Source organism: Enterobacter sp. V89_11, from assembly GCF_029967775.1.
GTDB classification, from domain to species: domain Bacteria; phylum Pseudomonadota; class Gammaproteobacteria; order Enterobacterales; family Enterobacteriaceae; genus Enterobacter; species Enterobacter ludwigii.
In genome coordinates, this window is record NZ_JASCAN010000003.1 from 50,652 (window position 1) to 68,041 (window position 17,390).

A 17,390-nucleotide genomic window follows, 5' to 3' on the forward strand; every position below is an offset into this window, starting at 1 on the left:
CGTAACAGGAATCAATCCTCAATTCAAAACAAATGTCAAGAGGTTGAAATGTTTCCAGGAATTTGCTGATATCGCGCCATAACAGGCTTTGCTATCATCATCGGTCACTGGGATGCGCTTCAGAATGCTCAAGTTCGACTCCATACTTGCCGATAGCCAACCACAGACTCTCATTCAATGTTAAAGGTGCTACTGACTACACCTGTAAGAAGATAAGTAAGATGGGGAAAGCATGAGCACCATTTTGATTGTTCTCGCTGCTATGCTGGCCGGCGCATTGGTTGCAGGGTGGGTATACAGGCGTCGCGTAAGGCGTCGTTACCGGCTGCCCTTTTTAAACGCCTTTGCCGGTGCGACGACGCGTAAACTGACGCAAGAAGAGCGCGATGCAGTAGAAAACTATCTCGAAACACTGAACCGTTCTCAGTTAACACCTGGGCCGACGGGGGCAACTGCTGCGCCGGTGGCGATCAAGTTAAATGCGCAAAGTGACACAGTGCTCAGTGTGACGCGCTCCATCACCCGCTATGGCATCACCACAGACGATCCCAATAAATGGCGCTATTACCTGGATTCGGTTGAAGTGCATCTGCCCCCGTCCTGGGAGCAGTACATTAATGACGAAAACAGCGTAGAGCTGATCCATACCGATTCGTTGCCGCTGGTTATCTCACTCAACGGCCATACGTTGAATGAATATCTTCAAGAAGCCCCGCGTTTTGCGCTGGAACGCGCAAGCTCAACGCAGGCCTCCATTCGTGGCGAAGAGACAGAGCAGATCGAGCTGTTGAACATTCGCCAGGAGACGCATGAAGAGTACGCCCTGAGCCGCCCTGACGGCATTCGCGAAGCGATTCTGATCGTGGCCGCGTTCCTGCTCTTTTTCATCTGCCTGCTGACGCCGGATGTGTTTGTCCCCTGGCTGGCTGGCGGTGCGGTGCTGTTGCTGGCAGCCGGACTGTGGGGGCTCTTTGCCCCGCCGGCAAAAACCTCGCTACGTGAGATCCACTGCCTGCGCGGTACTCCTAAGCGCTGGGGTCTGTTCGGTGAGAGTGACCAGGAGCACCTCAATAATATCTCGCTCGGTATTATCGATCTTATCTACCCGCGCCACTGGCAGCCGTGGATTGCCCAGGATTTAGGGCAGAAAACCGATATCGATATCTATCTTGACCGCCATGTGGTGCGCCAGGGGCGCTTTTTATCCCTGCATGATGAAGTAAAAAATTTCCCGCTTCAGCACTGGTTACGCAGTGCGGTCATTGCCGGGGGGGCAGCGCTGGTCTTTATCATGCTTCTGCTGTTTGTCCCGCTGGATATGCCCATTAAATTTACCCTGTCATGGATAAAAGGGGCGCAAACCATTGAGGCAACCAGCGTCAACCAACTGGACGAGGCTGGCGTGCGGGTCGGTGATACGCTGCGCCTGAAGGGCACCGGGATGTGTAACATTCATACGCCTGGCGCATGGAATACGCGTCAGAGCTCGCCGTTCATGCCGTTCGATTGCTCACAAATTATCTGGAATGATGCGCCGCCGCTGCCGCTGCCTGAATCTGAGGTTGTCAATAAAGCCACGTCGCTTACCCAGACGGTCAACCGCCAGCTGCACCCGAAACCCGATGACGACTCACGCGTGAGCCCTGCCCTGCGCTCGGCCATTCAGAAATCGGGGATGGTGCTTCTGGACGACTTTGGTGACATCGTTCTGAAAACGCAGGATTTGTGTTCCGCTCAGGACGAATGCGTACGTCTCAAAAACGCCCTTGTGAACCTGGGTAACAGTAAAGACTGGGATTCGCTGGTGAAACGCGCGGAAGCGGGCCGGCTGGATGGCGTTAACGTGCTGCTGCGTCCGGTCAGCGCCGAGTCGCTGGATAATCTGGTCGCCACGTCAACCGCACCGTTCGTGATGCGCGAAACCACCCGCGCGGCGCAGGCGTTGAACAGCCCGGCACCGGGTGGCTTTGTGATCGTCAGTGATGAAGGGAGCGACCTGGTCGATCAGCCATACCCGCAGGTCGCACTTTATGACTACCCGGCTCAGGAACAATGGGGCCAGTTCCAGCGCCTGGCGCAGATGCTGATGCAGACGCCGTTTAGCGCTGAAGGGATTGTGACGAGTATCTTTACCGATGCCAACGGCACGCGCCACATCGGCCTGCACCGCATCCCGGACAGCGCAGGCCTGTGGCGCTACATCGGCACCTCGCTGCTGATGATTGCGATGCTGGTATGCATTTGCTGGAACGGTTTTATGGCGCTGCGTCGCTATCAGCGCTCTCGTACCAGGCTTGCCGACATCCAGCAGTATTACGAAAATTGCCTTAACCCTAAGCTGATCCCCTCCTCTGAGAGCCTGATCTGATAACGTCGATGCGCGACAAGATGTGCTACCCTGTCGCGCACGTTTCTTCAGGCTGGAGTTCCCCCTTATGCATCTTGATATCGCCTGGCAGGAGGTTGATACCGTTCTGCTGGATATGGACGGCACGCTGCTCGATCTCGCCTTTGATAACTATTTCTGGCAAAAGCTGGTTCCGGAAACCTATGGTGAACAGCAGGGGATCTCCCCGGCAGAAGCGCAGGAATTCATTCGTTCGCAATATAGCGCGGTGCAGCATACGCTAAACTGGTACTGTCTTGACTACTGGAGCGAGCGCCTCGGTTTGGATATTTGTGCCATGACCACCGCCCAGGGCCCGCGCGCCGTACTGCGTGAGGATACCGTGCCTTTTCTGGATGCGCTGAAAGCGAGCGGCAAGCGCCGTATCTTGCTGACCAACGCCCATCCTCACAATCTGGCCGTGAAGCTGGAGCATACGGGTCTTGCTTCGCACCTTGATTTATTACTTTCCACCCACACATTTGGTTATCCGAAAGAGGATCAGCGGTTGTGGCATGCGGTGGCGGAAGAGACCGGTTTGCAGCCGGAACGTACGCTGTTTATTGATGACAGCGAGCCTATTCTGGATTCCGCGGCCAGGTTTGGCATTCGCTATTGTCTGGGCGTTACCAATCCTGACTCTGGCCTGGCTGAAAAAAGCTATCTGCGCCATCCGGGGCTGAACGACTATCGCCAGATAATCCCCTCACTGACCGTGAAGGAGAGGCCATGAAAGAAAAACCCTCTGAAGGGGTAAGACTGGATAAATGGCTGTGGGCGGCCCGTTTTTATAAAACGCGCGCCCTTGCCCGCGACATGATCGACGGCGGTAAAGTACATTACAACGGCCAGCGCAGCAAACCGAGCAAGCTGGTCGAATTGAATGCCACCTTAACGCTGCGTCAGGGCAACGATGAACGTACCGTGGTGATTAAAGCCATTACTGAACAACGACGGCCCGCAACCGAAGCCGTACTGCTGTATGAAGAGACGGCTGAGAGCATTGAAAAACGCGAGAAGACCGCGCTGGCGCGCAAAATGAATGCGCTGACAATGCCCCACCCGGACCGGCGTCCGGATAAAAAAGAGCGCCGCGATCTGATGAAATTTAAACACGGTGAGACCGAGTAACCCTCACCTGCACGAGAGACTATTATGGCCCAACACGACCAATTACACCGCTATCTGTTTGAACAATTCGCCGTGCGCGGCGAGCTGGTCACCGTATCCGAAACCTGGAAACAGATTCTGGAAAACCACAACTACCCGCTGCCGGTGAAAACCCTGTTGGGCGAACTGCTGGTTGCCACCAGCCTGCTGACTGCCACCCTGAAATTTGCCGGGGATATCACCGTGCAGTTGCAGGGTGATGGCCCTATGACCCTGGCGGTCATCAACGGTAATAACCAGCAGCAGATGCGTGGCGTGGCGCGCGTACAGGGCGATGTTCCTGAAAACGCGGACCTGAAAACGCTGGTGGGTAATGGCTATCTGGTCATCACCATCTCCCCGGAGGAAGGTGAGCGCTATCAGGGCGTGGTTGGCCTCGAAGGCGATACGCTGGCGGCCTGCCTGGAAGATTACTTCATGCGTTCAGAACAGCTGCCAACGCGTCTGTTCATCCGCACCGGTGAAGTAGACGGTCAGCCTGCTGCTGGCGGTATGCTGCTGCAGGTTCTGCCTGCGCAGGACGCGCAGACCAACGACTTCGAGCACCTCGCGACCCTGACGGAAACCGTCAAAGCAGAAGAGCTGTTCACCCTGTCGGCGACCGATGTCCTGTGGCGTCTTTATCACGAAGAAGAAGTGACGGTTTACGACCCACAGTCGGTGGAATTTAAGTGCACCTGTTCACGTGAACGCTGCGCTGGCGCGCTGAAGACCCTGCCGGATGAAGAGATCGACAGCATCATGGCGGAAGACGGCGAAATCGATATGCACTGTGACTACTGCGGTACGCACTACGTGTTCAATTCGATGGATATTGCTGAGATCCGCAACAACGCCTCCCCGGCGGATCCTCAGGTCCACTAAGCAAAGCCTGCCCTCACCTTGCCCTCTCCCTTTTGCGAGAGGGCAAGGTGCAAAAAAGCCCTCTCTGGCTGAATCGTTTTTAACACTGTAACTCTTACGTAATTTTCTTACGTGTATGCGATTACATTCACATTCCTTCCGATAAAATCACCAGCCATTAACCTTTTCGGAACATTTTCCCCAACCAAAAAGCGATTCCTGCGATAATCCGCCTGCCCTGTGACTGGAGTCGCAGCGTTTTCCGTTAGTAAGGGTTTTGTCCAGATGCGTAAATCTATGAGCCCCGTCGCGGTTAACAACCTCACAAAAACCCTACAATTTCAGACAGTACATATTGGCTAAGGAGCAGTGATATGCGTGTTACTGGTTTAACCCCGCAAGATCTCAAGGCTTATGGTATTCACGACGTCCAGGAAATCGTCTACAACCCCGATTACGATACGCTGTATCAGGAAGAGCTCAATCCAGCACTGGAAGGATACGAGCGAGGTGTGTTGACTAACCTTGGTGCTATCGCCGTCGATACCGGTATCTTTACCGGTCGTTCGCCGAAAGATAAATACATCGTCCGAGACGAGACCACCCGCGACACACTGTGGTGGGCTGATAAAGGCAAAGGGAAGAACGATAACAAACCGCTCTCTCCGGAAACCTGGCAGCATCTGAAAGGGCTCGTTACCCATCAACTTTCCGGCAAGCGTCTGTTTATCGTTGATGCTTTCTGCGGCGCTAACGCCGACACTCGCCTTTCCGTGCGGTTTATCACTGAAGTGGCCTGGCAGGCGCATTTCGTGAAAAACATGTTTATTCGTCCTGACGACGAAGAGCTGCAGGATTTCACCCCTGACTTCATCGTGATGAACGGGGCGAAATGCACGAACCCACAGTGGAAAGAGCAGGGTCTTAACTCCGAAAACTTCATCGCCTTTAACCTGACCGAGCGTATTCAGCTGATCGGCGGTACCTGGTACGGCGGCGAAATGAAGAAAGGGATGTTCTCGGTGATGAACTACCTGCTGCCGCTGCGCGGTATCGCCTCCATGCACTGTTCGGCAAATGTCGGTGAAAAAGGGGATGTGGCGGTGTTCTTCGGCCTGTCCGGCACCGGTAAAACCACCCTTTCTACCGATCCGAAACGTCGTCTGATTGGCGATGACGAGCACGGCTGGGATGATGACGGCGTGTTTAACTTCGAAGGGGGCTGCTACGCGAAGACCATTCGCCTGTCTGAAGAAGCGGAGCCAGATATCTTCCATGCCATCCGCCGCGATGCGCTGCTGGAAAACGTCACCGTACGTGCCGATGGAACGATCGACTTCGACGATGCCTCGAAAACCGAAAACACCCGCGTGTCTTACCCTATCTACCACATCGACAACATCGTGAAGCCGGTGTCAAAAGCGGGCCACGCGACGAAGGTGATTTTCCTGACGGCAGATGCGTTCGGCGTGTTGCCTCCGGTGTCCCGCCTGACCGCCAGCCAGACGCAGTACCACTTCCTGTCTGGTTTTACCGCCAAACTGGCCGGTACCGAGCGCGGCGTGACGGAGCCAACGCCAACCTTCTCCGCCTGCTTCGGCGCAGCGTTCCTGTCGCTGCACCCGACGCAGTACGCGGAAGTGCTGGTTAAACGCATGCAGGCGTCCGGTGCGCAGGCGTACCTGGTGAATACCGGCTGGAACGGCACCGGCAAACGTATCTCCATCAAAGATACCCGCGCCATTATCGACGCCATTCTGGATGGTTCACTCGATAACGCCGAAACCTTCACGCTGCCGATGTTTGATCTGGCAATCCCGACGGCGCTGCCGGGCGTAGAGACCCGTATTCTCGACCCACGCAATACCTACGGTTCACCGGAGCAGTGGCGTGAGAAAGCAGAATCGCTGGCGAAACTGTTTATTGAGAACTTCGAGAAGTATACCGATACCCCGGCAGGTGAAGCGCTGGTGAGTGCGGGTCCGAAGCTGTAACAGCTGACACGACCTGCAAAAAAAAGGGTGGCTTTTGCCACCCTTTTTTAACTCTCTCTCACCTGCCCGCGCGTCACCGGCACCGGTAACCATGCGCGAATGCTTAAACCGCCCCGCTCACTGGTCCCAATCTCCAGCAAGCCGTTATGGTTATCCACAATACGCTGCACAATCGCCAGGCCTAAGCCGGTTCCGCTGGTACTGCGCGCGCTATCGCCCCGCACAAACGGCTGGAACAGATGCTTACGCTGCTCTGGCTTAATGCCCGGACCGTCATCTTCCACCTGGAACCAGGCGCGGTTGAGCTCAGATCCGCTGCTGACTTTAATCCAGCCATTGCCATAACGGGCCGCGTTAACCACCATATTGGCCACCGCACGTTTAATGGAAAGCGGGTGCATCCGCACCTGAATTTCACCGGCCTGCAGGTCGGTATCGATTTCCCGCTCGTAGCCGCTTTCCGCCGCGACCACTTCACCGAGTACCGCATTCAGATCGGCCATCTCCATCGGCATCTCCTGCCCGGTACGCAGGTAGTCAATGAACTGCTCGATAATGGCGTTACACTCTTCGATGTCCTTGTTAATGGACTCCGCAAGATAACCATCCTCTTCGCCCATCATCTCCGTCGCCAGACGGATACGCGTGAGCGGCGTGCGCAGGTCATGACTCACGCCCGCCATCAGCAGCGTACGGTCGTCCGCCAGCTGCTTCACGCCAGCCGCCATATGGTTAAAGGCCCGCGTCACGGAACGCACTTCTGAGGCACCGTACTCACGCAGTGGCGGAGGAATAATCCCTTTACCGACCTGCAGCGCAGCGTGCTCCAGGTCGACCAGCGGTCGGTTCTGTATACGAATAAACAGCCACGCGCCGCCTATCGCCAGCAGCATAATGGCAAGGGTGTAGCGGAACAGCGGTGAGAAGTCACCCTGGTGAATTTCGGTCAGCGGGACGCGCACCCAGATATTGGGTGACAGCCACGTTTTCAGCCAGACGACCGGCGAGCTTTTGTTGACCTCAACGCGCACTTCCGTCGGGCCACCTAACTGCTGCGCCATCTGCTGGCTGAGGAACTCATAATGCTGCGCCCAGCGCAGGCCAGCGTCTTCTGCCGCTTCGTTGGAGTAAAGCGAAATACCCAGCTCACGGTAGATTTCACGGCGAAACGCCGGGGGAACAACTAACTGCGTGCCGTCCTCCAGTTGCAGTTTATCGGTCATCAGCATACGCACTTCGTATGCCAGAACCTTATTGAACTGCTGGAGGCTCGGCAGGATCGCAAAGTTCAGCACCACCAGATAGGTTGTCACCAGGCTGACGAACAGCAGGGTGACAATCAGTAACAGCGTACGGGCAAATGAGCTTCGCGGAGAGAAGCGCATTCGCCTCATGCTTTAGCGCCGTCCGGGACAAACACGTAGCCCAGACCCCATACGGTCTGAATATAACGAGGATGCGCCGGATCTTCTTCCACCATGCGGCGCAGACGGGAGATCTGCACGTCAATGGAACGTTCCATTGCGGAGTATTCACGGCCGCGCGCCAGGTTCATCAGCTTGTCACGTGAAAGCGGCTCACGCGGGTGGCTGACCAGCGCTTTCAGCACCGCGAACTCACCGCTGGTGAGCGGCATAGGTTCATCTTCACGGAACATCTCACGGGTACCGAGATTGAGCTTGAACTTACCAAACGCAATCACCGCTTCTTCCTGCGACGGTGCGCCAGGCAGTTCGTTCGCCTGACGGCGCAGCACGGCGCGAATACGGGCCAGCAGTTCACGCGGGTTGAACGGTTTTGGAATGTAGTCGTCAGCACCGATTTCCAGACCAACGATGCGGTCAACCTCTTCCCCTTTCGCCGTCACCATGATGATCGGCATAGGGTTGCTCTGGCTACGCAGACGGCGGCAAATGGAAAGCCCGTCTTCACCAGGCAGCATCAGGTCGAGTACCATAAGATGGAAAGATTCGCGGGTCAGCAGACGATCCATCTGCTCAGCGTTGGCCACGCTACGAACCTGGAAGCCCTGCTCGGTCAGATAACGCTCAAGCAGCGCACGCAGGCGCATGTCGTCATCCACGACCAGAATTTTGTAGTTCTCTTGCATTGTGTGTACTCCCAAAGGTTCGGATAGTCTAATAACAGCGTATTCTAAAAAAGTGCACGTGTTCGACCAGCTAATTCTGGTATAAATTCTAGTCGAAATTGTTACAAAGCATATTTAACAGCAGCTTATCTGCACATTTCATCACATAAATCATTATTAACGTTGTCTGTTAGACTACGTGATACGTAATGTGCGCAAAGAATGCAATGATGTCGAGTCTTAAGGTCACCCCATGAAAACGCCCCTGATCACCCGCGAAGGGTATGAGAAACTCAAAAAAGAGATGGATTACCTGTGGCGCGAAGAGCGTCCTGAAGTGACCAAGAAAGTGACCTGGGCCGCAAGCCTGGGCGATCGCAGTGAAAATGCTGACTACCAGTACAACAAAAAACGGTTACGTGAAATCGACCGCCGGGTCCGCTATCTGACCAAATGCCTTGAGAACCTCAAAATAGTGGATTACTCCCCACAGCAGGAAGGCAAAGTGTTTTTCGGCGCGTGGGTCGAGATTGAGAACGACGATGGCGACACCCTGCGTTTTCGTATCGTCGGCTATGACGAAATTTTTGGTCGTAAGGATTACATCTCTATCGACTCACCAATGGCCCGTGCGCTGCTGAAAAAGGAAGTGGGCGATTTGGCCGTCGTGCAGACCCCTGGCGGCGAAGCCAGCTGGTACGTCAACGAAATTACGTACGTTAAATAGTCCGAGAGCGCCCTCCGCGGCTGGCATTTTGCCGTGTCAGCCCGTATAACTATCCCCTGATTTTTTCGACTCAACAGATGATAAAGCCATGATGAAAGATTCGCTCTGCCGCATTATTGCGGGTGAACTTCAGGCCAGAGCCGAACAGGTAGAAGCTGCCGTTCGCCTGCTTGATGAAGGGAACACCGTGCCGTTTATTGCACGTTATCGTAAGGAAGTCACCGGCGGTCTGGATGACACGCAGCTGCGTAACCTGGAGACCCGTCTCGGTTACCTGCGCGAACTGGAAGACCGTCGTCAGGCGATCCTCAAATCCATCGGCGAACAGGGAAAACTGACCAGCGAGCTGGAAACCGCAATCAACGGAACCCTGAGCAAAACCGAACTCGAAGACCTTTATCTGCCGTACAAACCGAAGCGCCGTACCCGTGGACAGATTGCCATTGAGGCAGGCCTGGAGCCGCTGGCCGAACTGCTGTGGAACGAACCGTCCCACGACCCGGAAACCGAAGCCGCGAAGTTTATCGATGCCGATAAAGGGGTCGCAGACACCAAAGCCGCACTCGACGGCGCGCGCTATATTCTGATGGAGCGCTTCTCCGAAGATGCCGGCCTGCTCGCGAAAGTGCGTGACTATCTGTGGAAAAACGCCCACATCGTCTCTACCGTGGTCAGCGGGAAAGAGGAAGAAGGCGCCAAGTTCCGCGATTATTTTGATCATCACGAACCCATCTCTACCACCCCTTCACACCGCGCGCTGGCGATGTTCCGCGGCCGCAACGAAGGCGTGCTCCAGCTCTCCCTGAATGCCGACCCACAGTTTGACGAGCCACCAAAAGAGAGCCACTGCGAGCAGATCATTATCGACCACCTCGGCCTGCGCCTGAACAAAGCGCCGGCAGACAGCTGGCGCAAAGGCGTGGTGAGCTGGACGTGGCGCATCAAGGTGCTGATGCACCTTGAAACCGAACTGATGGGCACCGTGCGTGAACGCGCCGAAGACGAAGCAATCAACGTCTTCGCCCGTAACCTGCACGACCTGCTGATGGCCGCACCTGCCGGCCTGCGCGCCACCATGGGTCTCGATCCGGGTCTGCGTACCGGCGTAAAAGTGGCCGTGGTTGACGGTACCGGCAAGCTGGTGGCTACCGACACCATTTATCCGCATACCGGCCAGGCGGCGAAGGCTGCCGTCGTGGTTGCGGCGCTGTGCGAGAAATACAACGTGGAGCTGGTAGCCATCGGCAACGGTACGGCCTCCCGTGAAACCGAGCGTTTCTACCTCGACGTGCAGAAACAGTTCCCGAAAGTCACCGCACAGAAAGTGATTGTCAGCGAGGCGGGCGCTTCCGTCTATTCGGCGTCTGAACTGGCCGCCCTGGAGTTCCCGGACCTGGACGTTTCCCTGCGCGGTGCAGTTTCTATCGCCCGCCGTCTGCAGGATCCGCTGGCGGAGCTGGTTAAGATCGACCCGAAATCCATCGGCGTCGGCCAGTATCAGCATGACGTGAGCCAGACTCAGCTGGCCCGTAAGCTGGATGCGGTCGTGGAAGACTGCGTAAACGCCGTCGGCGTTGACCTGAACACGGCCTCTGTTCCCCTGCTGACCCGCGTGGCGGGCTTAACCCGCATGATGGCGCAAAACATCGTTGCCTGGCGTGATGAAAACGGCCAGTTCCAGAACCGCAAGCAGTTGCTGAAGGTGAGCCGTCTGGGGCCAAAAGCGTTTGAGCAGTGCGCGGGCTTCCTGCGCATCAACCACGGCGATAACCCGCTGGATGCCTCAACCGTTCACCCGGAAGCGTACCCGGTAGTGGAACGCATTCTGGCCGCAACCCAGCAGGCGCTGAAAGACCTGATGGGCGACAGCAGCGCGCTGCGTAACCTGAAGGCGGTCGATTTTACCGACGAACAGTTCGGGGTGCCGACGGTCACGGACATTATCAAAGAGCTGGAAAAACCGGGCCGCGATCCGCGTCCTGAGTTTAAAACCGCGACCTTCGCCGACGGCGTTGAAACCATGAATGACCTGCTTCCGGGCATGGTACTCGAAGGGGCGGTCACTAACGTCACCAACTTTGGCGCGTTTGTCGATATCGGCGTGCACCAGGACGGTCTGGTCCACATCTCTTCCCTTGCCGATAAATTCGTTGAAGATCCGCATACCGTGGTCAAAGCGGGCGACATCGTGAAGGTGAAGGTGATGGAAGTGGATCTGCAGCGTAAGCGTATCGCCCTGACGATGCGCCTGGACGAGCAGCCAGGTGAAACCAGCGCGCGCCGCGGCAGTAACGGCGGCGGACGCGAGCAGCAGCGCCCGGCCGCAAAAGCGGCGAAGCCACGCGGACGTGACGCCCAGCCTGCGGGCAACAGCGCCATGATGGATGCGCTGGCGGCAGCAATGGGTAAGAAACGCTAACCGCATAAAAAAGGCCCGGTGATGCGTCACTCACCGGGCCGTTATCCCGCCGAAATTAATTGTAAAATATGAAACCGGTTGTATATCTATATTTCAACCATCAGTGATCACACTATTAACAAATAAGCCTTTCCTCTCCCTGCCGCAGAATCAGTAAATATTGAGCAAGGTCAAACAGGCCGTAAATTAATACCGCAAACAACATTCCGTCACAGTTTTATTATTGCTGATAAAAACTATTCTCATTATCATCCCATAGTAGATATTTTAACCTCTCGTGGAATCAGGCATTATGCAATTCACTCCAGACAGTGCATGGAAAATTACCGGTTTTACCCACGAAATTAGCCCGGCCTACCGACAAAAGCTGCTGTCGCTGGGCATGCTGCCCGGCTCGTCATTTCAGGTCGTGCGCGTCGCCCCGTTAGGTGATCCGGTGCATATCGAAACCCGACGCGTAAATCTGGTATTGCGTAAAAAAGATCTCGCATTAATAGAAGTCGAAGCCTTATCCCGATAACAAGCCAGCGGTTTCAGTGAGTCCAGAAAAATGAAAAAATTAACTATTGGCTTAATTGGCAATCCTAATTCCGGCAAGACAACGCTATTTAACCAGCTCACGGGTGCGCGCCAGCGCGTCGGTAACTGGGCTGGCGTAACGGTTGAACGTAAAGAAGGCCTGTTCTCAACAACAGATCACCAGGTCACGCTGGTTGACCTGCCCGGCACGTACTCCTTAACCACGATCTCCTCGCAAACTTCGCTCGATGAGCAGATTGCCTGCCACTATATTCTTAGCGGCGACGCGGATCTGCTCATCAACGTGGTTGATGCCTCAAACCTTGAGCGTAACCTCTACCTGACGCTGCAGCTGCTGGAGCTGGGCATTCCCTGCATCGTGGCGCTCAACATGCTCGACATTGCAGAGAAACAGAAACTGCGTATCGACGTCGATGCCCTCTCCGCACGGCTGGGGTGCCCGGTCGTTCCGCTGGTGTCGACGCGCGCCCGCGGTATTGATGCCCTGAAACTGGCTATCGATCGCCACGCGGGAAATCGTAACGTTGAGCTGGTGCACTACGCCCAGCCGCTCCTGCGCGAAGCGGATCTGCTGGCGCAAGAGATGGACAAAAGCATGCCCGCAAAACAGCGCCTGTGGCTCGGCCTGCAAATGCTGGAAGGGGATATCTACAGCCGCGCCTATGCTGGTCATGCGGCAGATAAACTGGACGTGGTCCTCGCCCGTCTGAGCGACGAGCTGGATGACCCGGCCCTGCATATCGCTGATGCTCGCTATCAGGCCATCGCCGCGATTTGCGACGTGGTCAGTAACGCCCTGACGGCGGAACCGAGCCGCTTCACCGCTGCCGTGGATAAGGTTGTGCTTAACCGTTTCCTCGGTTTGCCGGTCTTCTTGCTGGTGATGTACCTGATGTTCTTGCTCGCCATTAACATTGGTGGCGCACTCCAGCCGATTTTCGATGCCGGTTCCGTTGCTATCTTTGTTCATGGCATTCAGTGGGTGGGTTACACCCTGCATTTCCCGGAATGGCTGACCATCTTCCTTGCCCAGGGGATTGGCGGTGGTATCAACACCGTACTGCCTCTGGTGCCGCAAATCGGCATGATGTATCTGTTCCTCTCCTTCCTTGAGGATTCCGGTTACATGGCGCGCGCCGCCTTCGTCATGGATCGCCTGATGCAGGCGCTCGGTCTGCCGGGCAAATCCTTCGTGCCGCTGATCGTGGGCTTCGGCTGTAACGTGCCCTCGGTTATGGGTGCCCGTACGCTGGATGCGCCGCGTGAACGTCTGATGACCATTATGATGGCACCGTTTATGTCCTGCGGTGCGCGACTGGCTATCTTCGCGGTCTTTGCCGCGGCCTTCTTTGGGCAGCAGGGGGCGCTGGCGGTCTTCTCGCTGTACGTGCTGGGTATCGTCATGGCCATTCTCACGGGGCTGATGCTGAAACACACCATCATGCGCGGCGAAGCGTCGCCGTTCGTTATGGAACTGCCGGTCTACCACGTCCCCCATCTTAAAAGCCTGGTGATCCAGACCTGGCAGCGCCTGAAAGGCTTCGTCCTGCGTGCCGGTAAAGTGATTGTTATCGTGAGTATTTTCCTGAGCGCGCTGAACAGCTTCACCCTGAGCGGACAGGCTGCGGATAACATCAACGACTCCGCCCTCGCCTCCGTCAGCCGCGTCATAACCCCGGTCTTCAAGCCGATTGGCGTCCATGACGATAACTGGCAGGCGACCGTCGGTCTGTTCACCGGTGCGATGGCGAAAGAGGTGGTCGTCGGAACCCTGAATACGCTCTACACCGCGGAGAACATCCAGGAGCAAGCGTTCAATCCGGCAGAGTTTCATCTCGGTAACGAACTGCTGGGCGCCGTCGAAGAGACATGGCAGAGCCTGAAAGACACCTTTAGCCTGAGCGTGCTGGCGAACCCTATTGAGGCCAGTAAAGGTGACGGCGAAATGGCAACGGGTGCCATGGGCGTGATGAGCGAGAAATTTGGTAGCGCCTCTGCGGCCTACAGCTACCTCATCTTTGTTCTGCTCTATATTCCGTGCATCTCCGTCATGGGCGCGATTGCCCGCGAGTCCAGCCGTGGCTGGATGGGCTTCTCCATTCTGTGGGGGCTCAACATCGCGTACTCGCTGGCGACGCTCTTTTATCAGACCGTTAACTTTAGCCAGCACCCGCGTTATAGCCTGGCGTGCATCCTGGCGGTTGTGCTGTTTAACGTGCTCGTTCTCGGCCTGCTACGCCGGGCACGCAGCCGGGTTGATATCAACCTGCTGGCAAACCGCAAAACGGCTGCCACCTGTTGCAACAGCCCGGCGGGCGACTGTCACTAAGGGGTAAGCCATGGCATCGTTGATTCAGGTACGTGACCTGCTGGCGTTACAAGGGCGAATGGAGGCGAAACAGCTGAGCCTCACCCTGCATACCCCGCAGCCGATGATCGATGCCATGCTGGAAAGACTGGAAGCCATGGGAAAAGCGGTGCGTATTCAGGAAGAGGCGGAAGGCTGCCTGTCCGGCAGTTGTAAAAGCTGCCCGGAAGGAAAAGCCTGCCTCAGAGAGTGGTGGGCACTGCGCGCATAATGCCGGGCATCGCTGCCCGGCATTATCGTATTACTTATAGACGTCCGCCGTTGCGCGCACGTTTTTGGTCTGTTTTTCTGCACTGGTGACGACGTAGTACTTCCCACCCAGCTCATCCGCTTTCTTAGACAGCTCTTTTTTGGCGTCCATCGGCGCGGTCGTGTCAGACGTAGAAATCTCACCAACTTTGGTCAGATTCATCCCGGCAACTTTATCTTTTTCCAGCTCTTGTGCCGCAAAGGCGCCAAATGAAAGTGACCCAATAACCAGAGAAGTGACGATACCTGTAACAAGTTTCATAGCCTGACTCTCCATAGGATTGTTGTTTTGATTATCGTAGGCAGAACAACCGCAACGACATCTGGAGTATGGTTGCGGTGTGAAACTTTTTCCAGGCTGGATAGAAAATAATCAGTCTAAACGTTGACTTAACGCAATCAGCGCTGAACAAAACTCCGCCGGATGAGAGATAAACGGCGCATGCGCGGCTTTGTTTATCACCAGAGACTCACTTTGTGGCCAGAGTGAATCCAGCACTGGAACCACTTTGCGCGGCACCAGCCCGTCGAGGTAGCCGTAGATACGCAGGTGCGGCATCGCCAGCGCGGCCAGCGGCTCACGCAAATCGACGGTTTTGAGGATCTCAAGCCCCCCGTTAAGCACCTCAACGTCCGGCATCGGCAGGGAAAGCACGGTCTGCTTCAGCGCTCTGGCATCCTGACGCGCGGTGTCGGTTCCCATTGTCTGCAGGGCCAGGAAACGCTCAACGGTCCGCTGGAAGTCTTCGCTCAGCTGTTTCTGAAACCCGGCCAGCACATCCGGTTTTATGCCCGGCCAGTCGTGCTTTGCACTGAAGCACGGTGACGAGGCTACCGTGACCAGCGCACGCACGCGCTCGGGATGGGTCAAGGCAATCTGGCTCGCCACCAGCCCGCCCAGGCTCCAGCCGAGCCAGATGGCGTGTTGCGGCGCAGCGTCCAGCACCTGCTCCGCCATCTCCTCGACCGACATTGCCCCAAAGCCGCGGCTGCGGCCAAAGCCCGGTAAATCCACCAGATGCAGGGTAAATTGCGAGGCGAGTTCCCCGGTTATGCAATTCCATACTTCGGCATTCAGTCCCCATCCGTGCAGCAGCACAAGATGGCAATTTCCCGTCCCTACGGTCTGCCACCACAGCGTCTTCATCAGTTACTGTTCTCTTTTTTCACATGGAGGTTGCACATGTTAACAGTGCCTGGCTTGTGCTGGCTATGCCGGATGCCGCTTGCCCTCAGCGCATGGGGCGTCTGCTCCGTTTGCACCCGCTCGCTGAAAAGGCAGGCGATGACGTGTCCGCAGTGTGGGCTAGCGGCCACCGGGCGAGACGTTCCCTGCGGCCGCTGCCTGAAAAAAGCGCCGCCGTGGTGTGCCCTGGTGGCTGTGGATGATTATGTTGCGCCGTTAAGCGGCCTTATACATGCGCTGAAGTTTGCCGGCCAGAGTGTGCTGGCGCGTCCCCTCGCCCGCCTGTTACTGCTGGCCGTTTTACAGGCGCGACGCACCCGCGGTCTGCCGAACATCGATATGGTGGTCAACGTGCCTTTATACCGTCGCCGATACTGGCGACGCGGCTACAACCAAAGTGACCTGCTCTGCCGCCCGCTCGCCCGATGGCTCGGTTGTCGGTACGACGCCCGTGCGCTCAAACGCGTCCATAACACGGCTATCCAGCATCAGCTCACGGCCCGGCTTCGCAAAAGGAACCTCAAAAATGCCTTTCGTCTTGAATTCCCGGTCAAAGGCCTCCATATCGCGATTGTGGATGATGTCGTCACCACAGGCAGTACCGTTGCTGAACTTTCCCGACTGCTTTTGCAAAGCGGCGCCGCGTCGGTTCAGGTATGGTGTCTGTGCCGTACCTTGTAGCCCTTCTTCAATGGGCGTATGATTATACCCAGGTAATTTAGTCAACTATTAGGCCAAAGCTATGATCCGTATTTCCGATTCTGCACAAGCGCACTTTGCCAAACTGCTGGCAAATCAGGAAGAAGGGACGCAGATCCGCGTGTTTGTGATCAATCCAGGCACTCCGAATGCAGAATGTGGTGTCTCTTATTGTCCTCCGGACGCAGTGGAAGCGACTGACACTGCCCTTAAATTTGAACAGCTCACGGCTTACGTTGATGAGCTGAGCGCACCGTATCTTGAAGATGCGGAGATCGACTTCGTCACCGATCAGCTGGGTTCTCAGCTGACCCTGAAAGCGCCAAACGCCAAAATGCGTAAAGTGTCTGACGATGCCCCCCTGATGGAGCGCGTCGAGTACCTGCTGCAGTCTCAGATCAACCCGCAGCTGGCGGGCCACGGCGGTCGTGTTTCCCTGATGGAAATCACTGAAGACGGCCTGGCGATCCTGCAGTTCGGCGGCGGTTGTAACGGTTGTTCAATGGTTGATGTCACGCTGAAAGAAGGGATCGAGAAGCAGCTGCTGAACGAATTCCCGGAACTGAAAGGTGTGCGCGATCTGACCGAACACCAGCGCGGCGAGCACTCTTACTACTAAGCGCCCGCCTGCTTTTGCCCGGTGGCGCTATGCTTACCGGGCCTGCTTTCCCCTCCCTGCCTTGCCTCCCCATATGTTGACCTGCGTCTCATAATTCAAAT

General features: G+C 56.1%; 16 protein-coding genes. 12 read left to right on the forward strand and 4 right to left on the reverse strand.

All coding sequences use genetic code 11. From position 1 onward, the window contains the following. Positions 1 to 232 precede the first annotated feature (232 nt). From QLG09_RS03190 to pckA, 5 genes are all read left to right on the forward strand, one after another. The gene (locus tag QLG09_RS03190; protein WP_282488727.1) at positions 233 to 2,368 is read left to right on the forward strand and encodes an intracellular growth attenuator family protein; all 2,136 of its coding nucleotides are present in this window, start codon (positions 233 to 235) and stop codon (positions 2,366 to 2,368) included. 67 nt (positions 2,369 to 2,435) lie between these two features. Then, on the forward strand, positions 2,436 to 3,119 hold the full coding sequence (gene yrfG / locus QLG09_RS03195; RefSeq protein ID WP_282488728.1) for a GMP/IMP nucleotidase: 684 nt from the start codon (positions 2,436 to 2,438) through the stop codon (positions 3,117 to 3,119). Then, positions 3,116 to 3,517, forward strand: a complete 402-nt coding sequence (gene hslR / locus QLG09_RS03200; protein ID WP_020884572.1) for a ribosome-associated heat shock protein Hsp15 — start codon at positions 3,116 to 3,118, stop codon at positions 3,515 to 3,517. The genes yrfG and hslR overlap by 4 nt, the downstream gene beginning before the upstream one ends. Before the next feature lie 24 nt (positions 3,518 to 3,541). Next, on the forward strand, positions 3,542 to 4,420 hold the full coding sequence (gene hslO, locus QLG09_RS03205; RefSeq protein ID WP_014171960.1) for an Hsp33 family molecular chaperone HslO: 879 nt from the start codon (positions 3,542 to 3,544) through the stop codon (positions 4,418 to 4,420). Between the two features lie 353 nt (positions 4,421 to 4,773). Next, positions 4,774 to 6,393, forward strand: a complete 1,620-nt coding sequence (gene pckA / locus QLG09_RS03210) for a phosphoenolpyruvate carboxykinase (ATP) (RefSeq protein ID WP_032680145.1) — start codon at positions 4,774 to 4,776, stop codon at positions 6,391 to 6,393. Positions 6,394 to 6,440: 47 nt separating this feature from the next. Here the strand turns inward: pckA and envZ are convergent, their stop codons facing one another. Then, positions 6,441 to 7,787 (reverse strand): two-component system sensor histidine kinase EnvZ, encoded by a 1,347-nt coding sequence (envZ, locus tag QLG09_RS03215; RefSeq protein ID WP_014171962.1) that lies wholly within the window; start codon positions 7,785 to 7,787, stop codon positions 6,441 to 6,443. Beyond that, positions 7,784 to 8,503 (reverse strand): two-component system response regulator OmpR, encoded by a 720-nt coding sequence (gene ompR / locus QLG09_RS03220; RefSeq protein ID WP_006177890.1) that lies wholly within the window; start codon positions 8,501 to 8,503, stop codon positions 7,784 to 7,786. Before ompR ends, envZ begins: the two co-directional genes overlap by 4 nt. Before the next feature lie 232 nt (positions 8,504 to 8,735). On the opposite strand from ompR, the gene greB reads away from it, so the two are divergent. The 5 genes from greB to feoC all read left to right on the forward strand — a co-directional run bounded on the left by greB (position 8,736) and on the right by feoC (position 14,747). Beyond that, positions 8,736 to 9,209, forward strand: a complete 474-nt coding sequence (greB, locus tag QLG09_RS03225; protein ID WP_014171964.1) for a transcription elongation factor GreB — start codon at positions 8,736 to 8,738, stop codon at positions 9,207 to 9,209. Between the two features lie 88 nt (positions 9,210 to 9,297). Next, positions 9,298 to 11,628, forward strand: coding sequence for a Tex family protein (locus tag QLG09_RS03230; protein WP_282488729.1), 2,331 nt, complete (start codon positions 9,298 to 9,300; stop codon positions 11,626 to 11,628). 292 nt (positions 11,629 to 11,920) lie between these two features. Continuing rightward, positions 11,921 to 12,148 (forward strand): ferrous iron transporter A, encoded by a 228-nt coding sequence (gene feoA / locus QLG09_RS03235; protein WP_020884570.1) that lies wholly within the window; start codon positions 11,921 to 11,923, stop codon positions 12,146 to 12,148. 30 nt (positions 12,149 to 12,178) lie between these two features. Then, positions 12,179 to 14,497, forward strand: coding sequence for a Fe(2+) transporter permease subunit FeoB (gene feoB, locus QLG09_RS03240; RefSeq protein ID WP_193163546.1), 2,319 nt, complete (start codon positions 12,179 to 12,181; stop codon positions 14,495 to 14,497). A 10-nt stretch (positions 14,498 to 14,507) separates the two neighbouring features. After that, positions 14,508 to 14,747, forward strand: a complete 240-nt coding sequence (gene feoC / locus QLG09_RS03245) for a [Fe-S]-dependent transcriptional repressor FeoC (protein WP_014171968.1) — start codon at positions 14,508 to 14,510, stop codon at positions 14,745 to 14,747. A gap of 30 nt (positions 14,748 to 14,777) precedes the next feature. On the opposite strand, the gene QLG09_RS03250 is transcribed toward feoC, so the two are convergent. Further along, positions 14,778 to 15,047, reverse strand: coding sequence for a YdgH/BhsA/McbA-like domain containing protein (locus QLG09_RS03250; RefSeq protein WP_025202855.1), 270 nt, complete (start codon positions 15,045 to 15,047; stop codon positions 14,778 to 14,780). A 111-nt stretch (positions 15,048 to 15,158) separates the two neighbouring features. Next, positions 15,159 to 15,932 (reverse strand): pimeloyl-ACP methyl ester esterase BioH, encoded by a 774-nt coding sequence (gene bioH, locus QLG09_RS03255; RefSeq protein ID WP_049022894.1) that lies wholly within the window; start codon positions 15,930 to 15,932, stop codon positions 15,159 to 15,161. A gap of 36 nt (positions 15,933 to 15,968) precedes the next feature. Between bioH and gntX the strand changes: the two genes are divergently transcribed. Together gntX and nfuA are read left to right on the forward strand one after the other, a co-directional pair. After that, positions 15,969 to 16,652, forward strand: coding sequence for a DNA utilization protein GntX (gntX, locus tag QLG09_RS03260; RefSeq protein WP_049022895.1), 684 nt, complete (start codon positions 15,969 to 15,971; stop codon positions 16,650 to 16,652). Positions 16,653 to 16,713: 61 nt separating this feature from the next. Beyond that, a complete protein-coding gene (gene nfuA / locus QLG09_RS03265; protein ID WP_003861601.1) occupies positions 16,714 to 17,289 on the forward strand; it encodes a Fe-S biogenesis protein NfuA in 576 nt (191 codons plus the stop codon). The last annotated feature ends 101 nt before the right edge of the window (positions 17,290 to 17,390 follow it).

Coding starts and splice junctions, on each gene's coding strand:
- gntX (WP_049022895.1), top strand. CDS start 15,969: ATGTTAACAGTGCCTGGCTTGTGCTGGCTATGCCGGATGCCGCTTGCC.
- feoA (WP_020884570.1), top strand. CDS start 11,921: ATGCAATTCACTCCAGACAGTGCATGGAAAATTACCGGTTTTACCCAC.
- pckA (WP_032680145.1), top strand. CDS start 4,774: ATGCGTGTTACTGGTTTAACCCCGCAAGATCTCAAGGCTTATGGTATT.
- envZ (WP_014171962.1), bottom strand. CDS start 7,787: ATGAGGCGAATGCGCTTCTCTCCGCGAAGCTCATTTGCCCGTACGCTG.
- feoB (WP_193163546.1), top strand. CDS start 12,179: ATGAAAAAATTAACTATTGGCTTAATTGGCAATCCTAATTCCGGCAAG.
- hslO (WP_014171960.1), top strand. CDS start 3,542: ATGGCCCAACACGACCAATTACACCGCTATCTGTTTGAACAATTCGCC.
- QLG09_RS03230 (WP_282488729.1), top strand. CDS start 9,298: ATGATGAAAGATTCGCTCTGCCGCATTATTGCGGGTGAACTTCAGGCC.
- bioH (WP_049022894.1), bottom strand. CDS start 15,932: ATGAAGACGCTGTGGTGGCAGACCGTAGGGACGGGAAATTGCCATCTT.
- greB (WP_014171964.1), top strand. CDS start 8,736: ATGAAAACGCCCCTGATCACCCGCGAAGGGTATGAGAAACTCAAAAAA.
- QLG09_RS03250 (WP_025202855.1), bottom strand. CDS start 15,047: ATGAAACTTGTTACAGGTATCGTCACTTCTCTGGTTATTGGGTCACTT.
- yrfG (WP_282488728.1), top strand. CDS start 2,436: ATGCATCTTGATATCGCCTGGCAGGAGGTTGATACCGTTCTGCTGGAT.
- hslR (WP_020884572.1), top strand. CDS start 3,116: ATGAAAGAAAAACCCTCTGAAGGGGTAAGACTGGATAAATGGCTGTGG.
- ompR (WP_006177890.1), bottom strand. CDS start 8,503: ATGCAAGAGAACTACAAAATTCTGGTCGTGGATGACGACATGCGCCTG.
- QLG09_RS03190 (WP_282488727.1), top strand. CDS start 233: ATGAGCACCATTTTGATTGTTCTCGCTGCTATGCTGGCCGGCGCATTG.
- nfuA (WP_003861601.1), top strand. CDS start 16,714: ATGATCCGTATTTCCGATTCTGCACAAGCGCACTTTGCCAAACTGCTG.
- feoC (WP_014171968.1), top strand. CDS start 14,508: ATGGCATCGTTGATTCAGGTACGTGACCTGCTGGCGTTACAAGGGCGA.